A 16932-nucleotide genomic window follows, 5' to 3' on the forward strand; every position below is an offset into this window, starting at 1 on the left:
TTTAAGTAAGGAAGGGATCTCTATGTTCGCATTTACACTCTTTGTTCTATTTGTCTTTTTTATCCTCTATAAGTTGCTGTTAATTGTGCCTATGCGTGAGGTCAATGTGATCGAACGTTTAGGTAAGTTTCGTACCGTGCTACAGCCTGGATTTCACTTTTTAATCCCGTTTTTTGACCGAGTGGCTTATAAGCATGAAATCCGTGAGCAGGTGCTCGACGTGCCGCCACAAAGTTGTATCTCAAAAGATAACACCCAGCTAGAAGTCGACGGCTTAGTCTACCTCAAGGTGATGGATGGCAAGCTTGCCAGCTACGGTATTGAAGACTATCGCCGCGCGGCGGTAAACCTAGCGCAGACCACCATGCGCTCAGAGATAGGTAAGTTAAGCCTGAGCCAGACATTCTCTGAGCGAGATAGCCTCAATGAATCGATAGTACGGGAGATCGATAAGGCCTCAGATCCTTGGGGGATCAAGGTGCTGCGTTATGAGATTAAAAATATCACTCCCTCACGTAAAGTCATCCATACCTTAGAGAAGCAGATGGAAGCGGAGCGTAGTAAGCGTGCCGAAATCACTCTGGCAAATGCAGAGAAAGCCGCGATGATTAATCTGTCAGAAGGTGAACGTCAAGAAGCGATTAATCTCTCTGAGGGGGAAAAACAGCGCCGCATTAATGAGGCAAAAGGTACCGCGCAAGAGATTGCTATTATCGCCCGTGCTAAGGCAGAAGGTATGGAGCTTGTTTCTGCCGCTCTGGCTAAAGAGGGCGGTCATGAAGCGATGAATATGCAGCTTAAAGAGCAGTTTATTGCTCAGGTTGGCAAGATCTTGGGTGAGGCAGATGTGTCAGTCGTACCCGCTGAACTGGCCAAAATTGAAGGTTTCTTTGAAGGCATGGAGCAGGTTACTCACGCCGTGTCCGCCAATTCAGTGAAGGGAGCACGCTAATGATAATCTCAGGAATAGATACCGATATACTTGTAATGGCTATCTGGGGCCTAATCTTTGCCATTTTTGTGGTTAAGCTGTTTCAGTCGATTCGATTGGTGCCGACTAAATCAGCCTATATCGTTGAACGCTTAGGTAAATATCATTCAACCTTAGACGCGGGCTTTCATGCCTTAGTGCCTTTTGTCGATAAAGTGGCTTATATTCACGATCTAAAAGAGGAAACAATCGATGTCCCTCCACAAGAGTGTTTCTCTTGCGATGAAGTGAATGTTGAAGTCGATGGGGTTATCTATATTTCCGTGGTTGACCCTGTAAAAGCCAGTTACGGCGTTACCGATTACCGCTATGCCGCGATCCAGTTGGCACAAACGACAACACGTAGCGTGATAGGTACACTCGATCTGGACCGCACCTTTGAAGAGCGCGATGTCATTAGTGCTAAAGTGGTTGAAGTACTAGATCAAGCTGGTGCCTTGTGGGGCATTCGTGTCCATCGCTATGAGATTAAAAATATTACCCCACCCGAAACCGTTAAAAACGCCATGGAGATGCAGGTGAATGCTGAGCGTGAGCGTCGCGCGTTATTGGCAAAGAGTGAGGGTGATAAGCAGAGTAAGATTAATCGCTCTGAAGGTATTAAAGCGGAGACCATCAATCACTCGGAAGGTGAGATGCAACGTCGAATCAATGAAGCGGAAGGTAAGGGGGAGGAGATCTTAACCATTGCACGAGCCACTGCAGAGTCGATCGAGCGTATGGCTACCGTGATTGCGGCGCCGGGTGGTAAAAACGTGGTGCGTATGCAACTCGGGGCGCAGTACCTTAAGCAGCTTGATGGGGTCAGTACTGGACAGAGCAGGGTGATTCTACCTGGCAATATGATGGACTTCGATCATTGGATGAATAGTATTGGCTTGGAAGAAGATAAAGACTAGTCGACTCACTCAGTCACTAGACAAGAATATCTATGCTAGATCTTATAACGGGGTCTAGCATTTTTATTTGGCGGCTATCGGTTCCATATTTGATTTATTGGGTTTAGATAAGGCGAGGCAGGTATGGCATTCGATGATAAGTTTAGGCTCAGTAGTCACGCGGTTATCTTAAAACCTGATTCATCAGAGCCAAGTGTATTGTTACTTAAGGCTAGCTATGGTGACTGCTGCTGGGGGTTACCCGGTGGAGCATTAGAGCCTAGAGAGACAATTCATGAGGCGCTTATGCGAGAATGCCAAGAGGAGCTTGGTGTTGCTGTTGAGGTGAAATACCTGAGCGGAGTGTATTACCACCAAGTGTACGACTCTCAAGCCTTTATTTTTCGGTGTGAACTTAGCGACTTAGGCAATATTAGCCTCAGTGATGAGCATAGTGAATATCGTTTCACCCCTTTATCTGAGTTGTCCAATGTTCAAAAGCAGAGGGTTATAGATTGTTTAGATTATAACGGCGCAGTGGTCAGCCGTAAGTTCTAAACGCCTTTGATAGCTTTAAGCACTGACTTAGTTAGCTGTATCGCTATAGTGGTAACTGTAACTCTTGAGGGAGCATAGGCCCACCTCACATGGCTGTCAGGGGGATGGGGTTTTCTTGAGTTGCAAGATTTTCATGGATCTCCTTGTAGTGAATACCAATTTCTAGCAGCTCATCGAAGGGCACTGGCTTACTGATTAGAAAGCCTTGAGCATAATCACACATCATAAAGCTAAGCTCATCTAACTGTTCTTGAGTCTCGACTCCTTCGGCAATGACCCTGATCCCCAAAGCATGAGCCATCTCAATTGTGGCGATGATCAACTCGTTACTCTTACCGTCTTTGTTCATATCACTAATAAAACTGCGATCAATTTTGAGGATCTCAAATGGATAGGTTCTTAGATAGCTTAGTGAAGAGTAACCCGTACCAAAGTCATCCATGGAGATACAAAAACCCGCATCACTCAGCTGTTTCAGGGCATCCAAGGTATAGGCGTGTCCACTTAGTAGGACGCCCTCGGTTATTTCAAGCTCCAGATCCTCTGGGCGCATACCGAACGTATTCACTTGGTCGGTGATGCTCTGTACCAAGTTTGGATTTCTAAATTGTCTTGGTGAAAGGTTAATAGCGACTCGAAAGTTGTCATTAAATTTGTTTTGCCAAATGCGCGCCGCCTCTAGCGCACGTGTGAGAATAAACTCGCCCATGGGCTCTATCACTCCAGTTTGCTCGGCAATAGGAATGAACTCGGCGGGTGATACGTTACCTAGAGCCGGATTATTCCAGCGCAGCAGCGCTTCGGCCCCCATGATGCTGCCATCTCTGATGTCGAGTTGAATTTGAAAGTGAGCCTGCAGCTCTCCCCGTTCGAGAGCACCGTGGATCTGCTCCTCAATTGCTAGACGGCGAGATACCTCTTTATTCATCGCATGAGTGAAGTAGGAGTAGGTATTTCTGCCTATGCTTTTGGTGTGATACATAGCCGAGTCGGCATTTCGCAAAAGCTCGGATGGGGTTAAGCCATCATTTGGGTAGATGGCGATACCTATACTGGCGGTCAGAACTAACTGTCGGTTATCGATATAGAAAGGCTTTCTAAATCCACCAATAAGATTCTCTGCCAGAGGTTGTGCATCACTGGCGCTCGATAGACCATCTAGCAGTATGATGAACTCATCTCCTCCTAAGCGGCCAACGGTATCTTCGGCTCTCGTGGCATTAAGTAAGCGTTTCGATGCGCTGATAAGGAGTTGATCACCCGCTTCATGGCCTAAGGAGTCGTTAATCTTCTTAAAGTCATCTAGATCGAGGAAGATAACTGCTAGCATCTGGCCGTTTCTTTCACTGGCTTCGACTAGTTGCTCGAGCCGCTTCAGTGCTAAAAATCGATTAGGTAGCTCAGTTAAGGTATCGTAATGGGCTTGATGACGAATAAGCGCTTCCGCATCTCGGCGTTCACTATTGTCATAAAAAGAGATTACCGCACCATTTTTGTTGCCCTTTAGTGCTAGAGGTTGTGATTTGTAATCCACAGGAAAACTACTGCCGTCGGCTCGCCAAAAAATATCTTCTTTAACTTCTCCATTACCGAGTGGAACTGCCATTTCCGTAGAAGCGCTACTTTGATAGATCAACTCATGTATGTTGAAGTTTAGTAGTTGTTCTGGGCTGGAATATCCGAGTAATTGAGCGCACAGTGGGTTGGCAAAAATACACTTTCCTTTATCGTCGATGGCATAAATAGCAACTGCGGCCGACTCAAGCACAGCTTCTAGAAGTGGCTCACTTGTTTGTACTTCCTTTTGAACTAGCTCTTGAGCATTTTTGTTTTTGAAGAGTTGCTTTGCTTTTAATTCGTTTAGAGAGTGGCGCTTAGTTACATTGGACTGAGCCTTAGGGGGCTTTTCTATATCTACCGAGCCCTGGTCTCTCGAACTTTCGTCATTCGATTGAGAAGACAGGTGGTGGAAATGTAGCCAAAGACCGCCAAGAAGAGCGATGTTTGCCGATAAGAGTAAGGGGATAATAATCTGTATTACAGGACTTGTAGATGCAGAGCTAAATATCCAAAGCATGCCAAGGGTAACGCTAAAAATCGTCATAAGAAGGCAGATGAGCCATGGATTTATTGTTAATTTTTCACTGATTTGCATGCATCACATCCAGAGTTTGATAATGAAACTTTATCTCTTTCGACTGAATCAAGTAGGATTAAGGCTGCTGATAAGAGCAAGCTGATTGTGAAGTTAACAGGCAAAGTCTAGGGCTATGTGCGTAAGCGGTGCTTAAGAAGGTTTGCAGGGCTATTTGTTGGGTTATTTGCTGGGCTATTGGATAAGTCATATTTAGTCCTTTAAAAGTTCAGAAATCACATCCGTTGATTAACTGCTGCTAATAAGTATAGGGCCTAAATTCAAAAATGGTAAATACGGCAAATGTAACAAAACATCAGTTTGAATTATCAGTACTTTTCACGAGTAAGTTTGGGCAGAGATTGAAGACCTTAATTGAAAATGACTGTAATAATGAATGATTAATCGAGTGAAAGAGCTAAATATGACTATTGAAAGAATTGAAACAGCTACCCGTATGAGCCGCATTGTTAAGCATAACGGTACCATCTATTTATGCGGTCAGGTGGCTAAGGATGCAGAGCAAGGTATTGCGGATCAGACTCGTACCATGTTGGAAAAGGTTGATAGCCTACTCGAACAAGCTGGCAGTGATAGAGAGCATATTCTGTCGGCAACCATTTACATCAAAGATATGCAGTATTTTGCCGAAATGAATGAAGTTTGGGACGCCTGGGTACCTACTGGACATGCACCCGCTCGCGCTTGTGTAGAAGCCAAGATGGCCCGCGATGCACTATTGGTTGAGATCTCTGTGGTTGCAGCTGAAAAAGCTTAATCTTAACCTTAACTAAGCTCTATTACCGAAGTGAAAGCTCACTTCGGTAATGCTTCCCCTTACTCCTCTTCCTATCCTATCGCGCGAATTCTATCCCCGAGTTATTAGGTTCTGTTATACTGCTCGCCTGATTTTTTGGAGGCAATAATGGACGTATCTTCTTTACTAGACGGCCTAAACGACAAGCAGCGTGAAGCTGTTGGAGCACCGCAATCCAGTATGTTGGTTTTAGCGGGTGCAGGTAGCGGCAAAACGCGGGTGTTAACCCACAGAATTGCCTGGTTGATGCAGGTTGAACAGCAAAGCCCTTATGCCATTTTGGCGGTAACCTTTACCAACAAAGCGGCGAAAGAGATGCGCGAGCGTGTAGAAAAAGTCGCTGGTGGCAACATGAGTCGCATGTGGATCGGTACTTTCCACGGTTTAGCGCACCGTTTGCTACGCACCCATTATAAAGATGCTAATCTGCCTGAGAGCTTCCAGATCTTAGACTCAGACGATCAACTGCGTCTGATCAAACGTATTCTAAAAAGCCTTAACTTGGACGAGAAACAGTATCCGCCAAGACAAGCGCAAGGCTATATCAACGGTAAGAAAGACTTAGGTTTACGCCCATCGCATATCGATGCGGGTGGTTTTCCGATTGAGCAAAACTTACTAAAAATTTATCAGATCTATCAAGACTCATGTGACCGCGCAGGTTTGGTTGATTTTGCTGAGATCTTACTCAGAGCTCATGAGCTATGGCTCAATAAGCCGTATATTTTGGATCACTATCAAGATAGGTTTAAACATATCCTGGTGGACGAGTTCCAAGATACCAACGCCATCCAATATGCGTGGATCCGCGTGCTTGCTGGCTCAACGGCGAATGTGATGATCGTTGGTGATGACGATCAGTCTATCTACGGCTGGCGTGGTGCTCAGGTGGAGAACTTGCATAAGTTCTTAGCCGATTTTCCCGCAGCGCAGACGATTCGTTTAGAGCAGAACTATCGTTCGAGCGGTAATATTCTTAACGCATCGAACGAGCTGATCGCCAATAACCCAGATCGTATGGGCAAAAAGCTATGGACCGATGATAAAGATGGTGAGCCTATCGGCCTTTACTGTGCTTTCAATGAGATGGATGAGGCGCGCTTTATCGTTGGTCGAATCACCGACTGGCAAGATGAAGGCGGTAAGCTTGAAGATTGCGCTATTCTTTATCGCTCTAACGCCCAGTCTCGTGTACTGGAAGAAGCCTTATTGCATAAAGGGATTGCCTACCGTATTTATGGTGGTCTTCGCTTCTTCGAACGCCAAGAGATTAAAGACGCTATGGGCTACCTGCGGCTTATCAACAACAAGAATGATGATGCCGCCTTCGAGCGTGTGGTAAATACCCCTACTCGAGGTATTGGCGACCGCACCTTAGATATTATCCGTACCACGGCGCGCCAACAGGAGATAACGCTCTGGGAAGCGAGTCTTCGCTTACTGGAGGAGAAAGTTCTCAACGGCCGTGCCGCCAATGCAGTTCGTGGCTTTATGGACTTGATTGTCGCCATGAGAATGGACACCGATGAGCTATCACTGCAGCGCACGACTGACCATGTGATTCAAACATCGGGTCTTAAGGCTATGTATGAGGCTGAAAAGAGTGAGAAGGCGCGTGCACGTGTCGAGAACTTGGAGGAATTGGTAACGGCAGCCCGTAGCTTTGTAATGCCTGAAGAGCTTGAGGATATGGGGGAGCTTAATGCTTTCCTATCTCATGCGGCGTTAGAAGCGGGTGAGGGGCAAGCCGATGAGTTTACCGATGCCGTTCAACTAATGACATTGCACTCGGCTAAGGGTCTTGAGTTCCCTATGGTGTTTATGGCTGGCGTCGAGGAAGGCTTATTCCCAAGCCAGATGGCGATAGATGAGGGCGATCGTCTCGATGAGGAGCGCCGTCTCTGCTATGTGGGTATGACCCGTGCCATGCAGAAGCTGTATATTACCTATGCCGAGTCGAGACGCATCTATGGCCGTGAAAGCTTTGCTAGACCTTCGCGCTTCATAAAAGAGATCCCTGAGCAATATGTGCAGGAGATCCGCATGCGCACTCAGGCTTCTGCGCCAGCAGTAAGCAGCCGTTTTAGTAAGCAAGATGATAGCTTTAATGATTCAGGCTTTAAGATTGGTCAACGCGTTATGCACCCTAAATTTGGTGAGGGCACAGTGACCAACTACGAAGGTAGCGGTGCACAGGCGCGTATTCAGGTTAACTTTTTTGATGTGGGCAGTAAGTGGTTAGTGATCGCTTACGCACGCTTGGAATCGCTTTAACCTTAGAGCGTCAATTAAGGCTGAGTGCAATACTCAGCCTTAGCTCTGCCATCGCTTAGTTTTGTTGGTGTCGATAAAATCACCATAGCTTAAATTAATCTCAATACAGGTTGAATACTGTTACAGCTCAGTCATAATGCGGGTAGAAAGTTAAAGGCCGAAGACGTTGTAGGAGAGCCTAATAAATGAGTTTTAGGGATAAACTTGACGTCTATATGCGACTCGCGCGTATGGACCGTCCCATTGGTACCTTGTTGCTATTATGGCCCTGTTTGATGGCCTTAACCTTTGCCGCTGGTGGCTTACCAGATCTAAAGGTGTTTATCATTTTTGTTATTGGTGTCGTGGTCATGCGAGCCTGTGGCTGTATCATCAACGACTATGCCGATAGGGATCTCGACTCCCATGTGGAGCGCACTAAAGCTAGACCGTTAGCCAGTGGCGAGATCTCCAGTAAAGAAGCCCTGCTGCTATTTGTCGTTATGGCGCTATTTGCCTTCGGCTTAGTACTGCTGCTCAACCCTCTGGTCGTTAAACTCTCCGTTGTGGGTATCATTCTTACCATCATCTATCCTTTTACCAAGCGCTATACCAATATGCCGCAGATGTTCTTAGGGACGGTGTGGAGCTGGTCTATCCCTATGGCTTATGCTGCACAAACGGGCACGGTTCCTGTTGAGGCTTGGTGGTTATTTGCTGCTAACTGGTGCTGGACTGTGGCGTACGACACCATGTATGCCATGGTAGATAGAGATGATGATCTGAAAGTAGGCATCAAATCTACCGCCATTTTATTCGGCCGCTATGACAGACAGATTATCGCGGTCTTTCAGCTTGCGGCACTTAGCTGCTTTATTATCGCAGGACTGATGGCTGGACGAGGCGAGATCTACGCCTTAGGTATTGCGGCCTTTATTGGTTTTGGTCTGTATCAGCAAAAGCTGATTTATGGCCGTGAACGTGCGGCATGTTTTACCGCTTTTCTCAATAATAACTGGGCAGGCATGGTGTTATTTGCGGCGCTGACGCTGGATTACTTAGTTTTGGGTTAAGCTTTCTCTCGCTAAACCAGTATTAAAACGCCTCTTCATGAGGCGTTTTTTTATGGCTGTACATAGTGACACGCTTAGGACGATTCTCCACTTTGATTTCGCAACGAGTTGAAGATCCCTGACTATACTTACTGTTGTCGTTAACCATAGCTTCTTAAGGATCATAGAAGTGACATATTGGTTAGCTATGCTGAGATAGTGACGTTATCGAGCTGAGTGTCTTAGGGGCTTTCTAAACTAAAAGTAACAAATGGATTTGATCACGGTGGAGGGAATAATGTCGGCTTGGGTTACCGCTTATGAAGCCGGGCAGTGGGCGCGCTATGAATTAGCTTTATTGCTTATCGCGGCTGCTATCTTGCTTATTTGGTTGTTGGTTTGTCGCTTTAAGGCGCAAGGCTTTGTACGCTGGAGTTTGGCGGTTTTTAGCTGTGTTACCCTAATGGGATTATGCTTCACCAGTCGAGTCGATGCCTTACAAATTAGCTCCTTACTGACGATGGGTAAGAATATTGAGGTGCTCAATGGTCAATATCGATATGGCGAGTATCGCTTTCCTCACCATTCGGCCCATGGCGTCGATTTTCGAGAAATTCATATCGGCCAGCGTATGCTAAAGCTCTATCACGGCGGCTATCTAGAGCACCGACGCTGCTATCGAGACTTCTATAATAGCAATCAATTTAGTGGCAATATCGAGCTGCGATTATACATTCATTGGTATGAGCATGAGCTGGTCCATAAGAGTGATACTGTGCGCCTCAAGACACCCTGTATCCTAAAGATTGAGCAGCGTAATATCGGCTAAATATGGCCTACTGGCTCACTCCCTCCTCGTGATTAAAAAACCAGTCCATGCCATGAATTGCCGAAGTTGCGAAGGCGGTAGCATGGTGGGCTTCATCGATAATCAATAGCTTGCTGTTTAAATCCGGGTTGTTCACTTCAAGATTGTTCAGTAATGCCTTAAAGTGCTGAGCATCGGCTACCATATTGTGTTCAGAGTCTCCGCCTTCACCGTTATGTTCTAGTGCACCGACTCCAATAAAGACATTGGCCTCTATCTCTTTGAGTGAAGCGATATTCTTCGCAAATTGAGTCAGGAAGTGTCGTTCTTGCCACCAAAGAGAGGGACTACCCAATAGATAGTTACTAAACAGATCTGGTTGCTTTAGCAGAACATAAGCGCCAAACAGTCCACCTAAAGAATTACCGACGTAGGTGCGTTGACGAGGATCCACACGGAAGTTTTGCTCCATATAGGGGATGATTCCATCTCGTAAGAAGCGCATGTGTCGCTCGGCACCGCCAGTGACTTTTTTCCAGCTGCTATCGACGCTAGGGGTGTAGTCGCGAACGCGGCTGTGATCACTTCTAAGACCAAGCTCCCAAGAGATCCCGACGATGATCGCCGGCTGCATCTGCTTTGAGTTCATCGGGAAACGAGTGACGCCCGACATGATCTGAAAGGTATACATGGCATCAGTGAGATAGATGACCGGATACAGCCTGTCTCTATTTGCTGAGGATTTATAGCCTTTAGGTAGCTTGATATAGAGTTTATAGCTGCGCTCTTTATCATTAATTTGCACCGTATGGCTGCGGGGAATGCTAAAGGGGGTGGTTATGTGAGCCGTGGCTTCAATGCTGCGGTTATTCGCGAACGCGGAGGGAGAGAGCATGCTGAATAATGGCAAACCCAATAGCAATAAGCTAAGAAGGATGATTTTAATTCGCAAGGTTTGCCTCTTTGTCTGCTAAATCTAGGTACCGTCCCAGCTTAGCTTTTTATTTGTACAAAATCAGCTGAAATCGATAGTGTTTATATCGATTTTTTATCTATATATGTAACAGCTTAAATACCATAGCGAAGAGTAAGTAGAGCATATTGTCTCTACTTACTCGGGTTTAAACTGCTTAAAGGCTGAGTTTAAGATTACGCTTTAACCAGCTTCTCTAGATCCGCAGGGCGGTAGTAAACCGACTTGAGTACCTTGCCTTGGCGAACCACTTTACCAGCCATCTCAACGTCTTTCGCGCACTTAGCTATGATAAAGTCGCCCTTGGTGCTTCCGACAATTTCCACTCCTTGTTGAGCATAAAAAGCGATAGTCTCTTCAAGCTCTTGCTCGTTGCGGCACACTTTACTCATATTGCTTGAGTGCACTTCATCCCAACAGGTGACAAAGTCGATTTCACGGTTCTTGGCAACATGCAGCAGTAGATCGATAACATAGCTGATCTCGAGTCTATCGTTGACTTGGGTTGCGCCCAGATGCACCAGACGTCCCATCAATACATAGACAGAGTCGACGATAGCATCGGCTTGCTCTACACGGCTGTCGGCTTCGGCCAGCTCGGTGAGTTCTTCAATCGCCAGCGATGTATGCAGCGTATCGGCTTTATCATCTAGCGTGCTGCTATCCTCAATCGGTAGATCGAAAGTCATGCGGAACTCTCGTATATCGCGATATAGGTGATCGTATAGTGGCTGATCCAGAGCGGATAGTTTCATCGTTAATGTGCCTTTGCTGCAAATGTGAGTAATCAGGCGACATTTTAAAGAAGTGATTGCTTAAATGAAAGAGCACTGGGAGCCAATTACAAGGTGGCTGCTGCGAGGGAAATCGAGCTAGGTTACAAGTTTTCGATTTATCTTATGCTCGCTTCTGTGGTGCTGTCTAGGTGCCTACTAATCTCAGTTTGGAGCTGTTGAAGCAGCATTTGTGTGTTTTGATGGGTGATATCTAGCTCAATCCAGCCATCAGTACCCATGATAGATTCCCATTTATAGATAATAGGTTCACAGTGATAGTTTGCCCTTGGTGGATCTCGCCTTCGAGCTTAATTATACCAAGGTGGGTGTTTAACCGACTGATGTTAAGTCTTGTCATAAAGGCTTGCCGTTCGATTGTTTCTCAAATTGAAACTCTTCCTATCTATTTTTAATTGTTTTTGCAAAATTGTTGCTTTTTTAACTTGTCAGCTATTTTGCAATGAATTTTTATCAGTCCTTACTGCTGGCCTTAAAAATGCCATTTGCATGCATGCTTAATCAGTATGTGGTGCTTATGTTGAATGGCTAAGCTTTTTTGGCACGTATCCATTTCCTGTGGATAATGAGTTCTAGGCTGCGTGCTAGACGTTGTTGTTAATTTTATGTAAGGATGTGGTTCCAGCCTATGCACTTTAGTTTATTTTTTAGTGATAAAAACGACTTAGTTTAGAGACTTCATTTTAGTAAGAGTGCTTAGGTCATAAGAATAAGAAAAAGGATGTTTTATGAGCCCAAATAATGATCTGCAACAGTCAGAATCCGTGACAATGGATCCTCTGCAAGATAGCAAACATTCCGTTCCGACATTACTCGATGCACTCTTACCTATTATCGCCTTGGTGATAATGTTAACTGCCGCGGTTTATCTGTTCTCTTCTGACAGCTCTTATGGGGCAAATCAGATAGCCTTGATTATGGCTGGCTGTATAGGGCTATTAATCGGTTGGAAAAATGGTTATAGCTGGGCGGAGATGGAGCAGGGCATAGTGCGCAGTATTGGTGTCGCCACTGGGGCGCTACTCATTCTATTTACTGTTGGCTCGCTCATTGGCACTTGGATCCTTGCCGGTACGGTGCCCACCATGATCTATTACGGTATGTTAGTGTTAAACCCCGAGTACTTTTACGCAGCGTGTTGTCTCTTATGCGCCGTGGTAGCCATCAGTATCGGTAGTTCCTGGACTGTAGCTGGCACCTTAGGTATCGCCTTAGTCGGTGTGGCATCGGCGATGGGGCTCAATGTCGAGATCACTGCTGGCGCGATTATTAGTGGTGCCTATTTCGGTGACAAGATGTCACCCATGTCAGATACCACGAACTTAGCGCCTGCCGTTGCTGGAACCGATATCTTCAGTCACATACGCCACATGGTGTGGACAACGACGCCAAGTATTATCATCGCGATGATCTGTTTCTTGCTGTTAGGTTTTAATGCTCAGGCAGGCATAGAGAGTAATGATTTCGAGACAACACTGTCGTTGCTCCAGACTCAATTTAACCCCGGCATACATCTGTTATTGCCGCTGCTGGTGGTATTTATCTTAGCTTGGAAGAAGGTCCCCGCTTTTCCTACTGTGATTATCGGTACGATTGCGGGGGCGATCTGTGCGGCGCTATTTCAGTTCGACAATGTGGTTAAGTTCGCCAGTGATGAAACCTTGACGCCAGTTGTTGCATTGGTCAAAGGGATCTGGGTGGCGATGTTTAATGGTTATAGTGCTGAAACGGGTGATGAGGTGTTAGACAGCCTGCTGAGTCGTGGCGGCATGAGCAGTATGATCAACACAGTTTGGCTGATCCTTTGTGCTATGACATTTGGTGGCATCATGGAGGTTACTGGATTATTAAAGCGTATTTTGCAGAGTGTTCTTGGATTAGTGAAGTCAAGCGGTAGTCTGATGATCACCACGATAGCCAGCTGTATTGGCGCTAACCTGATCACCGCCGATCAGTTTATCGCAATTGTGTTGCCAGGTCGTATGCTCAAGGTGGAGTACGCTAAGCGTGGGCTGGCTCCAGTTAACTTAAGCCGTACCCTAGAGGATTCCGCTACGATCACCAGCCCGTTAATCCCTTGGAATACCTGTGGTGCGTATATGGCCAGCACCTTAGGCGTGGCTACGGTCGCCTACCTGCCTTACGCCTTCTTTAATTTAGTGTGTCCGTTGATTAGTGCGGCTTACGCCCATTACGACTTTAAGATAGAACGATTGGCCCCAGAGGCAGAGCAAGCTCTGGCTTAAATATTTGCTATCGGGCAAAAGAAAAATCGCCTTGTCGTGTGGGAGACGACAAGGCGTTGGCACTGTGATTGACAGAACCTAAATTCACCATGGAGAGGTGAAAGTAACCCATCGAGATGGGCGTTTAGCGAGGAAAACAATGTTCAAATCACTTTAGGACCTAGATTTAGCGATGCGCATATTTCGCGGTTAGCTTCTCTAGGTAAGGCTGAACCTCTTTATCACCCCAATCTAGATAACCACGCAGGAAGCCAACAAGATTGCCTGAGCCGTCAAATACATAAGTTGCAGGCACCACATCGGCAGGCATCACTTGGTCGATGGTTTTCTTTGGATCTAACCAAGTTTGGTAGTGACCAAGCTCGTGGCGATCTAAGAAGGCCTGTACCTTGTCACTCTCTTCATCAATCGAAATCGGCACTACAACCAAGTCGTTGTTTTTATTTACTTGGCGAATATTCTCCATCTGTGGGATCTCTTTAATACAAGGTGCACACCAAGTCGCCCACAGGTTCACCAAGACCAGTTTTCCCTTAAACTGCTTGAGGTTTATCTCTCCGCCCTGAGTGTCGGTAAAGGTCACATCGGGAACGGCGCGAGCCGATTGCATCTCAATAAAGCGTGACATGATCAGTGGCTTTTCAATCGCTTTGCCGGTGTCATAGACCTTCTTCGTGACCACTTGGGCGTGCGCTGGCATAAGTAAAGATGAGAAAACCAGTAAGCAGCTGAGTAAATGTGTTTTATTCATAGGTATTACCATTTGTGTCTTGATGTTTACGTTGTTCACGGATCAAGGCGGCAGCTACGCCAACTATACCGAGAAGCAGAAGAATAGGCCCAAACCAAAGCAGGGCGGTTGCAGCTGAGAAGCTAGGTTGATATCGGATTTTTTCGCCATAGCGCTGCACAAGAAAGTCGATGATCTCAGCCTTAGATTCGCCTTGCTCTAGCATTAAAAAGATCTGCCCCTTGAGCTCACTGGCGATAGGCGCACCAGAGTCGAATAGGTTCTGATTGACCGACATCGGGCAGCGTAGCTCATGGGCAATCTCAAAACCTAAATCACGAATTTGATCTGGGGTGTAATGGATTTTATCTGAAGCCGCTTGAGCTGACATACTGATACAAAGCAAAATGGCCAAGCCTGCCAGTAAGCGCACTAGCGTAGAAGTGTATGTTTTGCTCATGCTAGCTCCTTAGCTTGGAGTGCTTTATCTGTATTAACCCTGTGTTGCACTGTTTGTGAGGCCGCTTGTGTGCGGCGTAGGCTATAAAGGCCTGAGAAAGCAGCGATACTGCCACCAAACATCATCATTAAACCACCAATCCAGATCCAGCAGGCTAAAGGTTTGTGGCTAATACGTACCAAGTATTCAGTCTCACTCAACTGTTGACCGCTCGATACATACAGGTCGCGCACTAAGTTACGCATAATGCCCGCTTGAGTCGTCTCCATGGCGTTAGTCTTAAAGGTTTGGCGCTGCGGTGTGATATAGCCAATGTCATTTTCATCGCTATCCATAACACGAATATTGGCTTGAATCGCTGTGTAGCTGTTCGTCTCAACATCGACGGTATCTTCATAGACGAAGGTGTATCCGGCAACCTCCTTACCTTGACCCGGTCCCATTCTTAGCAGTTCTTGAGACTCGAAGTTAGACACGGCTGTCGCACCGATAATGGTTACCGCGACACCTAAGTGAGCAATCATCATCGCTACTTTTTTAGCAATAATTGCAGTGCCTTGCTGGCGTAGGCTAAACACTAAGTAGCCAAGGGTCAGTATCACCCAGGCTGCGGCCGTAGCGCCAATAAACACCCAAGGATTAAAGCCATCGCGGGTTTGCAAAGCAACGATAATGCCGATAGCGACAGCAGTGGCAAGTAGATACAGTAAGGGCTTTAGCGGCTTAAGTGATTGTTTCTGCCACTTAATCAAAGGAGCTGCGCCCATTAATAGTACGGCGACAAAGGTGAGCGGCACGAACATACTATTAAAGTAAGGTGCACCAACGGAAAGCGTCCCAAGGTTTAATAGCTCAAATAACAAGGGGTAGAAGGTGCCCAGTAGCACAGAAATCGCGGCGACCACTAACACGATATTACCCAGCAAAATGAAGCTATCGCGTGAAATGAGGCTAAAGTCGGACTTTGATTTGATTAAGTTCCCCTTTAAGGCAAACAGGGTCAGAGCACCACAAACAAACACGCCGAGTAGCGACAGAATTGACATACCACGAGTAGGGTCTGATGCAAAAGCATGTACCGACTGCACTATGCCGGAGCGTACTAAGAAGGTACCCAACAAGCTTAAGGAGAAAGCGAGCAGACAGAGTAATAATGTGGTGACCTTAAAACTACTACGATGCTGACTCAATACCACGCTGTGCAGCAGTGCAGTGGCAACCAACCATGGGATGAATGACGCGTTTTCAACCGGATCCCAGAACCACCATCCGCCCCAACCTAGCTCGTTATAGGCCCACCATGAACCGAAAGCATTACCACCAGTTAGAAATACCCATGCCATAAGCACCCATGGTCGCAGGTAGCTGGCATGTTGTTGGGTAAATTTACCACCGAGCAGCGCAGCAATAGCGGCTGCAAAGGTGATGGTGAGCCCCACATAGCCTAAGAACAACATAGGTGGGTGAAAGATTAAACCTATGTCCTGCAAAATGGGGTTGAGGTCGCGCCCCTCTATCGGGAAATTGGGTAGCAAGCGGGCAAACGGGTTAGAGGTGAACAACATAAACAGGTTAAAGCCGGCAATCACAAATGCCAAGATGGCAATCATGCGCCCAACAAATAACGGATCTTGGTAGCGTGATGAGAACACAATTAAGCAGCCCCAAATCGCGATGGACACCACCCAAAATAGCATCGAGCCTTCATGGCTGCCCCAGACTGCTGCCACCTTATATAAAGTGGCTAACTGAGTATTAGAGTGGTTGGCAACATATGCCACCGAGAAGTCATCGACCAGAAATGATATCAATAGACATAAAATAGAAGTGCTAATGGAGACGGTCATTAATGCGGTGAGCGGTTTTACATAGCTAAACAGATAACTATTTTTAGAATAAGAAGCATAGAGCGGAATAAATGACAGTATTAATGCTGACACCGTACTAATTATTAGGAAAATAAGTCCGAGTTCTGGAATCATCTTATTAAATTCTCTATGTTTTAAAAAAGTGTGATATAAATCTTATTCGACTTTAATCGATGGCAATTATTTAACTGTATAAATAGTTGCTGGTTAAATGATCTGTTTAAAGTTGCTGTCAATTAACAGATTTTTAAATTATCTTTATTTCTAGCTATCCTGGCTAAACTGCATTCCACTCGTTCTGGCTTAGGGTAGGTTATATTAGTGAAGTGTTTTGTGACCTCTCTAGCCTTTATCGAACCCAATCAGTCAT

At 46.0% G+C, this 16932-nt stretch carries 14 protein-coding genes; 8 read left to right on the forward strand and 6 right to left on the reverse strand.

Annotated elements, in window-relative coordinates:
• Positions 1 to 22: 22 nt before the first annotated feature.
• From JMA39_RS17230 to JMA39_RS17240, 3 genes are all read left to right on the forward strand, one after another.
• Positions 23 to 952, forward strand: coding sequence for an SPFH domain-containing protein (locus JMA39_RS17230; RefSeq protein WP_202723101.1), 930 nt, complete (start codon positions 23 to 25; stop codon positions 950 to 952).
• Positions 952 to 1890, forward strand: a complete 939-nt coding sequence (locus JMA39_RS17235) for an SPFH domain-containing protein (protein WP_237732885.1) — start codon at positions 952 to 954, stop codon at positions 1888 to 1890. Before JMA39_RS17230 ends, JMA39_RS17235 begins: the two co-directional genes overlap by 1 nt.
• Positions 1891 to 2013: 123 nt before the next feature.
• Complete coding sequence (locus JMA39_RS17240) at positions 2014 to 2427, forward strand: NUDIX hydrolase (RefSeq protein ID WP_202723102.1); 414 nt, start codon at positions 2014 to 2016, stop codon at positions 2425 to 2427.
• An 85-nt stretch (positions 2428 to 2512) separates the two neighbouring features.
• Here JMA39_RS17240 and JMA39_RS17245 read toward each other — a convergent pair whose 3' ends face one another.
• On the reverse strand, positions 2513 to 4531 hold the full coding sequence (locus JMA39_RS17245; protein ID WP_237732886.1) for a sensor domain-containing protein: 2019 nt from the start codon (positions 4529 to 4531) through the stop codon (positions 2513 to 2515).
• A gap of 454 nt (positions 4532 to 4985) precedes the next feature.
• Between JMA39_RS17245 and JMA39_RS17250 the strand changes: the two genes are divergently transcribed.
• The 4 genes from JMA39_RS17250 (at position 4986) to JMA39_RS17265 (ending at position 9512) form a co-directional block, all read left to right on the forward strand.
• Complete coding sequence (locus JMA39_RS17250; protein ID WP_202723104.1) at positions 4986 to 5339, forward strand: RidA family protein; 354 nt, start codon at positions 4986 to 4988, stop codon at positions 5337 to 5339.
• 147 nt (positions 5340 to 5486) lie between these two features.
• Positions 5487 to 7652 (forward strand): DNA helicase II, encoded by a 2166-nt coding sequence (gene uvrD / locus JMA39_RS17255; RefSeq protein ID WP_202723105.1) that lies wholly within the window; start codon positions 5487 to 5489, stop codon positions 7650 to 7652.
• Between the two features lie 185 nt (positions 7653 to 7837).
• Positions 7838 to 8704, forward strand: a complete 867-nt coding sequence (ubiA, locus tag JMA39_RS17260; protein ID WP_202723113.1) for a 4-hydroxybenzoate octaprenyltransferase — start codon at positions 7838 to 7840, stop codon at positions 8702 to 8704.
• Positions 8705 to 8981: 277 nt separating this feature from the next.
• Positions 8982 to 9512 carry a hypothetical protein gene (locus JMA39_RS17265; RefSeq protein ID WP_202723114.1) on the forward strand — a complete coding sequence of 177 codons (531 nt, stop codon included), beginning with the start codon at positions 8982 to 8984 and terminating at the stop codon, positions 9510 to 9512.
• A 7-nt stretch (positions 9513 to 9519) separates the two neighbouring features.
• On the opposite strand, the gene JMA39_RS17270 is transcribed toward JMA39_RS17265, so the two are convergent.
• Together JMA39_RS17270 and JMA39_RS17275 are read right to left on the reverse strand one after the other, a co-directional pair.
• On the reverse strand, positions 9520 to 10443 hold the full coding sequence (locus tag JMA39_RS17270) for an alpha/beta hydrolase (protein ID WP_237732887.1): 924 nt from the start codon (positions 10441 to 10443) through the stop codon (positions 9520 to 9522).
• Positions 10444 to 10640: 197 nt separating this feature from the next.
• The gene (locus tag JMA39_RS17275) at positions 10641 to 11219 is read right to left on the reverse strand and encodes a nucleoside triphosphate pyrophosphohydrolase family protein (protein WP_202723116.1); all 579 of its coding nucleotides are present in this window, start codon (positions 11217 to 11219) and stop codon (positions 10641 to 10643) included.
• Between the two features lie 767 nt (positions 11220 to 11986).
• Between JMA39_RS17275 and nhaC the strand changes: the two genes are divergently transcribed.
• The gene (gene nhaC, locus JMA39_RS17280; protein WP_202723118.1) at positions 11987 to 13504 is read left to right on the forward strand and encodes a Na+/H+ antiporter NhaC; all 1518 of its coding nucleotides are present in this window, start codon (positions 11987 to 11989) and stop codon (positions 13502 to 13504) included.
• 166 nt (positions 13505 to 13670) lie between these two features.
• Here nhaC and JMA39_RS17285 read toward each other — a convergent pair whose 3' ends face one another.
• From JMA39_RS17285 to JMA39_RS17295, 3 genes are read right to left on the reverse strand one after another with little or no spacing between them, the layout of a single operon-like run.
• The gene (locus JMA39_RS17285; RefSeq protein WP_202723119.1) at positions 13671 to 14255 is read right to left on the reverse strand and encodes a TlpA family protein disulfide reductase; all 585 of its coding nucleotides are present in this window, start codon (positions 14253 to 14255) and stop codon (positions 13671 to 13673) included.
• Positions 14248 to 14694 (reverse strand): cytochrome c-type biogenesis protein, encoded by a 447-nt coding sequence (locus JMA39_RS17290; protein ID WP_202723121.1) that lies wholly within the window; start codon positions 14692 to 14694, stop codon positions 14248 to 14250. Before JMA39_RS17290 ends, JMA39_RS17285 begins: the two co-directional genes overlap by 8 nt.
• Positions 14691 to 16676, reverse strand: coding sequence for a heme lyase CcmF/NrfE family subunit (locus JMA39_RS17295; RefSeq protein WP_202723122.1), 1986 nt, complete (start codon positions 16674 to 16676; stop codon positions 14691 to 14693). The genes JMA39_RS17290 and JMA39_RS17295 overlap by 4 nt, the downstream gene beginning before the upstream one ends.
• Positions 16677 to 16932: the final 256 nt, after the last annotated feature.

The organism is Shewanella schlegeliana, assembly GCF_016765635.1.
Taxonomy (GTDB): Bacteria; Pseudomonadota; Gammaproteobacteria; order Enterobacterales; family Shewanellaceae; genus Shewanella; species Shewanella schlegeliana.

Bases quoted from the DNA above. Each gene is read 5' to 3' on its own strand.
- JMA39_RS17275 (WP_202723116.1), bottom strand. From the start codon at position 11,219: ATGAAACTATCCGCTCTGGATCAGCCACTATACGATCACCTATATCGC.
- nhaC (WP_202723118.1), top strand. From the start codon at position 11,987: ATGAGCCCAAATAATGATCTGCAACAGTCAGAATCCGTGACAATGGAT.
- JMA39_RS17240 (WP_202723102.1), top strand. From the start codon at position 2,014: ATGGCATTCGATGATAAGTTTAGGCTCAGTAGTCACGCGGTTATCTTA.
- JMA39_RS17250 (WP_202723104.1), top strand. From the start codon at position 4,986: ATGACTATTGAAAGAATTGAAACAGCTACCCGTATGAGCCGCATTGTT.
- JMA39_RS17295 (WP_202723122.1), bottom strand. From the start codon at position 16,676: ATGATTCCAGAACTCGGACTTATTTTCCTAATAATTAGTACGGTGTCA.
- JMA39_RS17230 (WP_202723101.1), top strand. From the start codon at position 23: ATGTTCGCATTTACACTCTTTGTTCTATTTGTCTTTTTTATCCTCTAT.
- JMA39_RS17245 (WP_237732886.1), bottom strand. From the start codon at position 4,531: ATGACGATTTTTAGCGTTACCCTTGGCATGCTTTGGATATTTAGCTCT.
- JMA39_RS17235 (WP_237732885.1), top strand. From the start codon at position 952: ATGATAATCTCAGGAATAGATACCGATATACTTGTAATGGCTATCTGG.
- JMA39_RS17290 (WP_202723121.1), bottom strand. From the start codon at position 14,694: ATGAGCAAAACATACACTTCTACGCTAGTGCGCTTACTGGCAGGCTTG.
- ubiA (WP_202723113.1), top strand. From the start codon at position 7,838: ATGAGTTTTAGGGATAAACTTGACGTCTATATGCGACTCGCGCGTATG.
- JMA39_RS17285 (WP_202723119.1), bottom strand. From the start codon at position 14,255: ATGAATAAAACACATTTACTCAGCTGCTTACTGGTTTTCTCATCTTTA.
- JMA39_RS17265 (WP_202723114.1), top strand. From the start codon at position 8,982: ATGTCGGCTTGGGTTACCGCTTATGAAGCCGGGCAGTGGGCGCGCTAT.
- uvrD (WP_202723105.1), top strand. From the start codon at position 5,487: ATGGACGTATCTTCTTTACTAGACGGCCTAAACGACAAGCAGCGTGAA.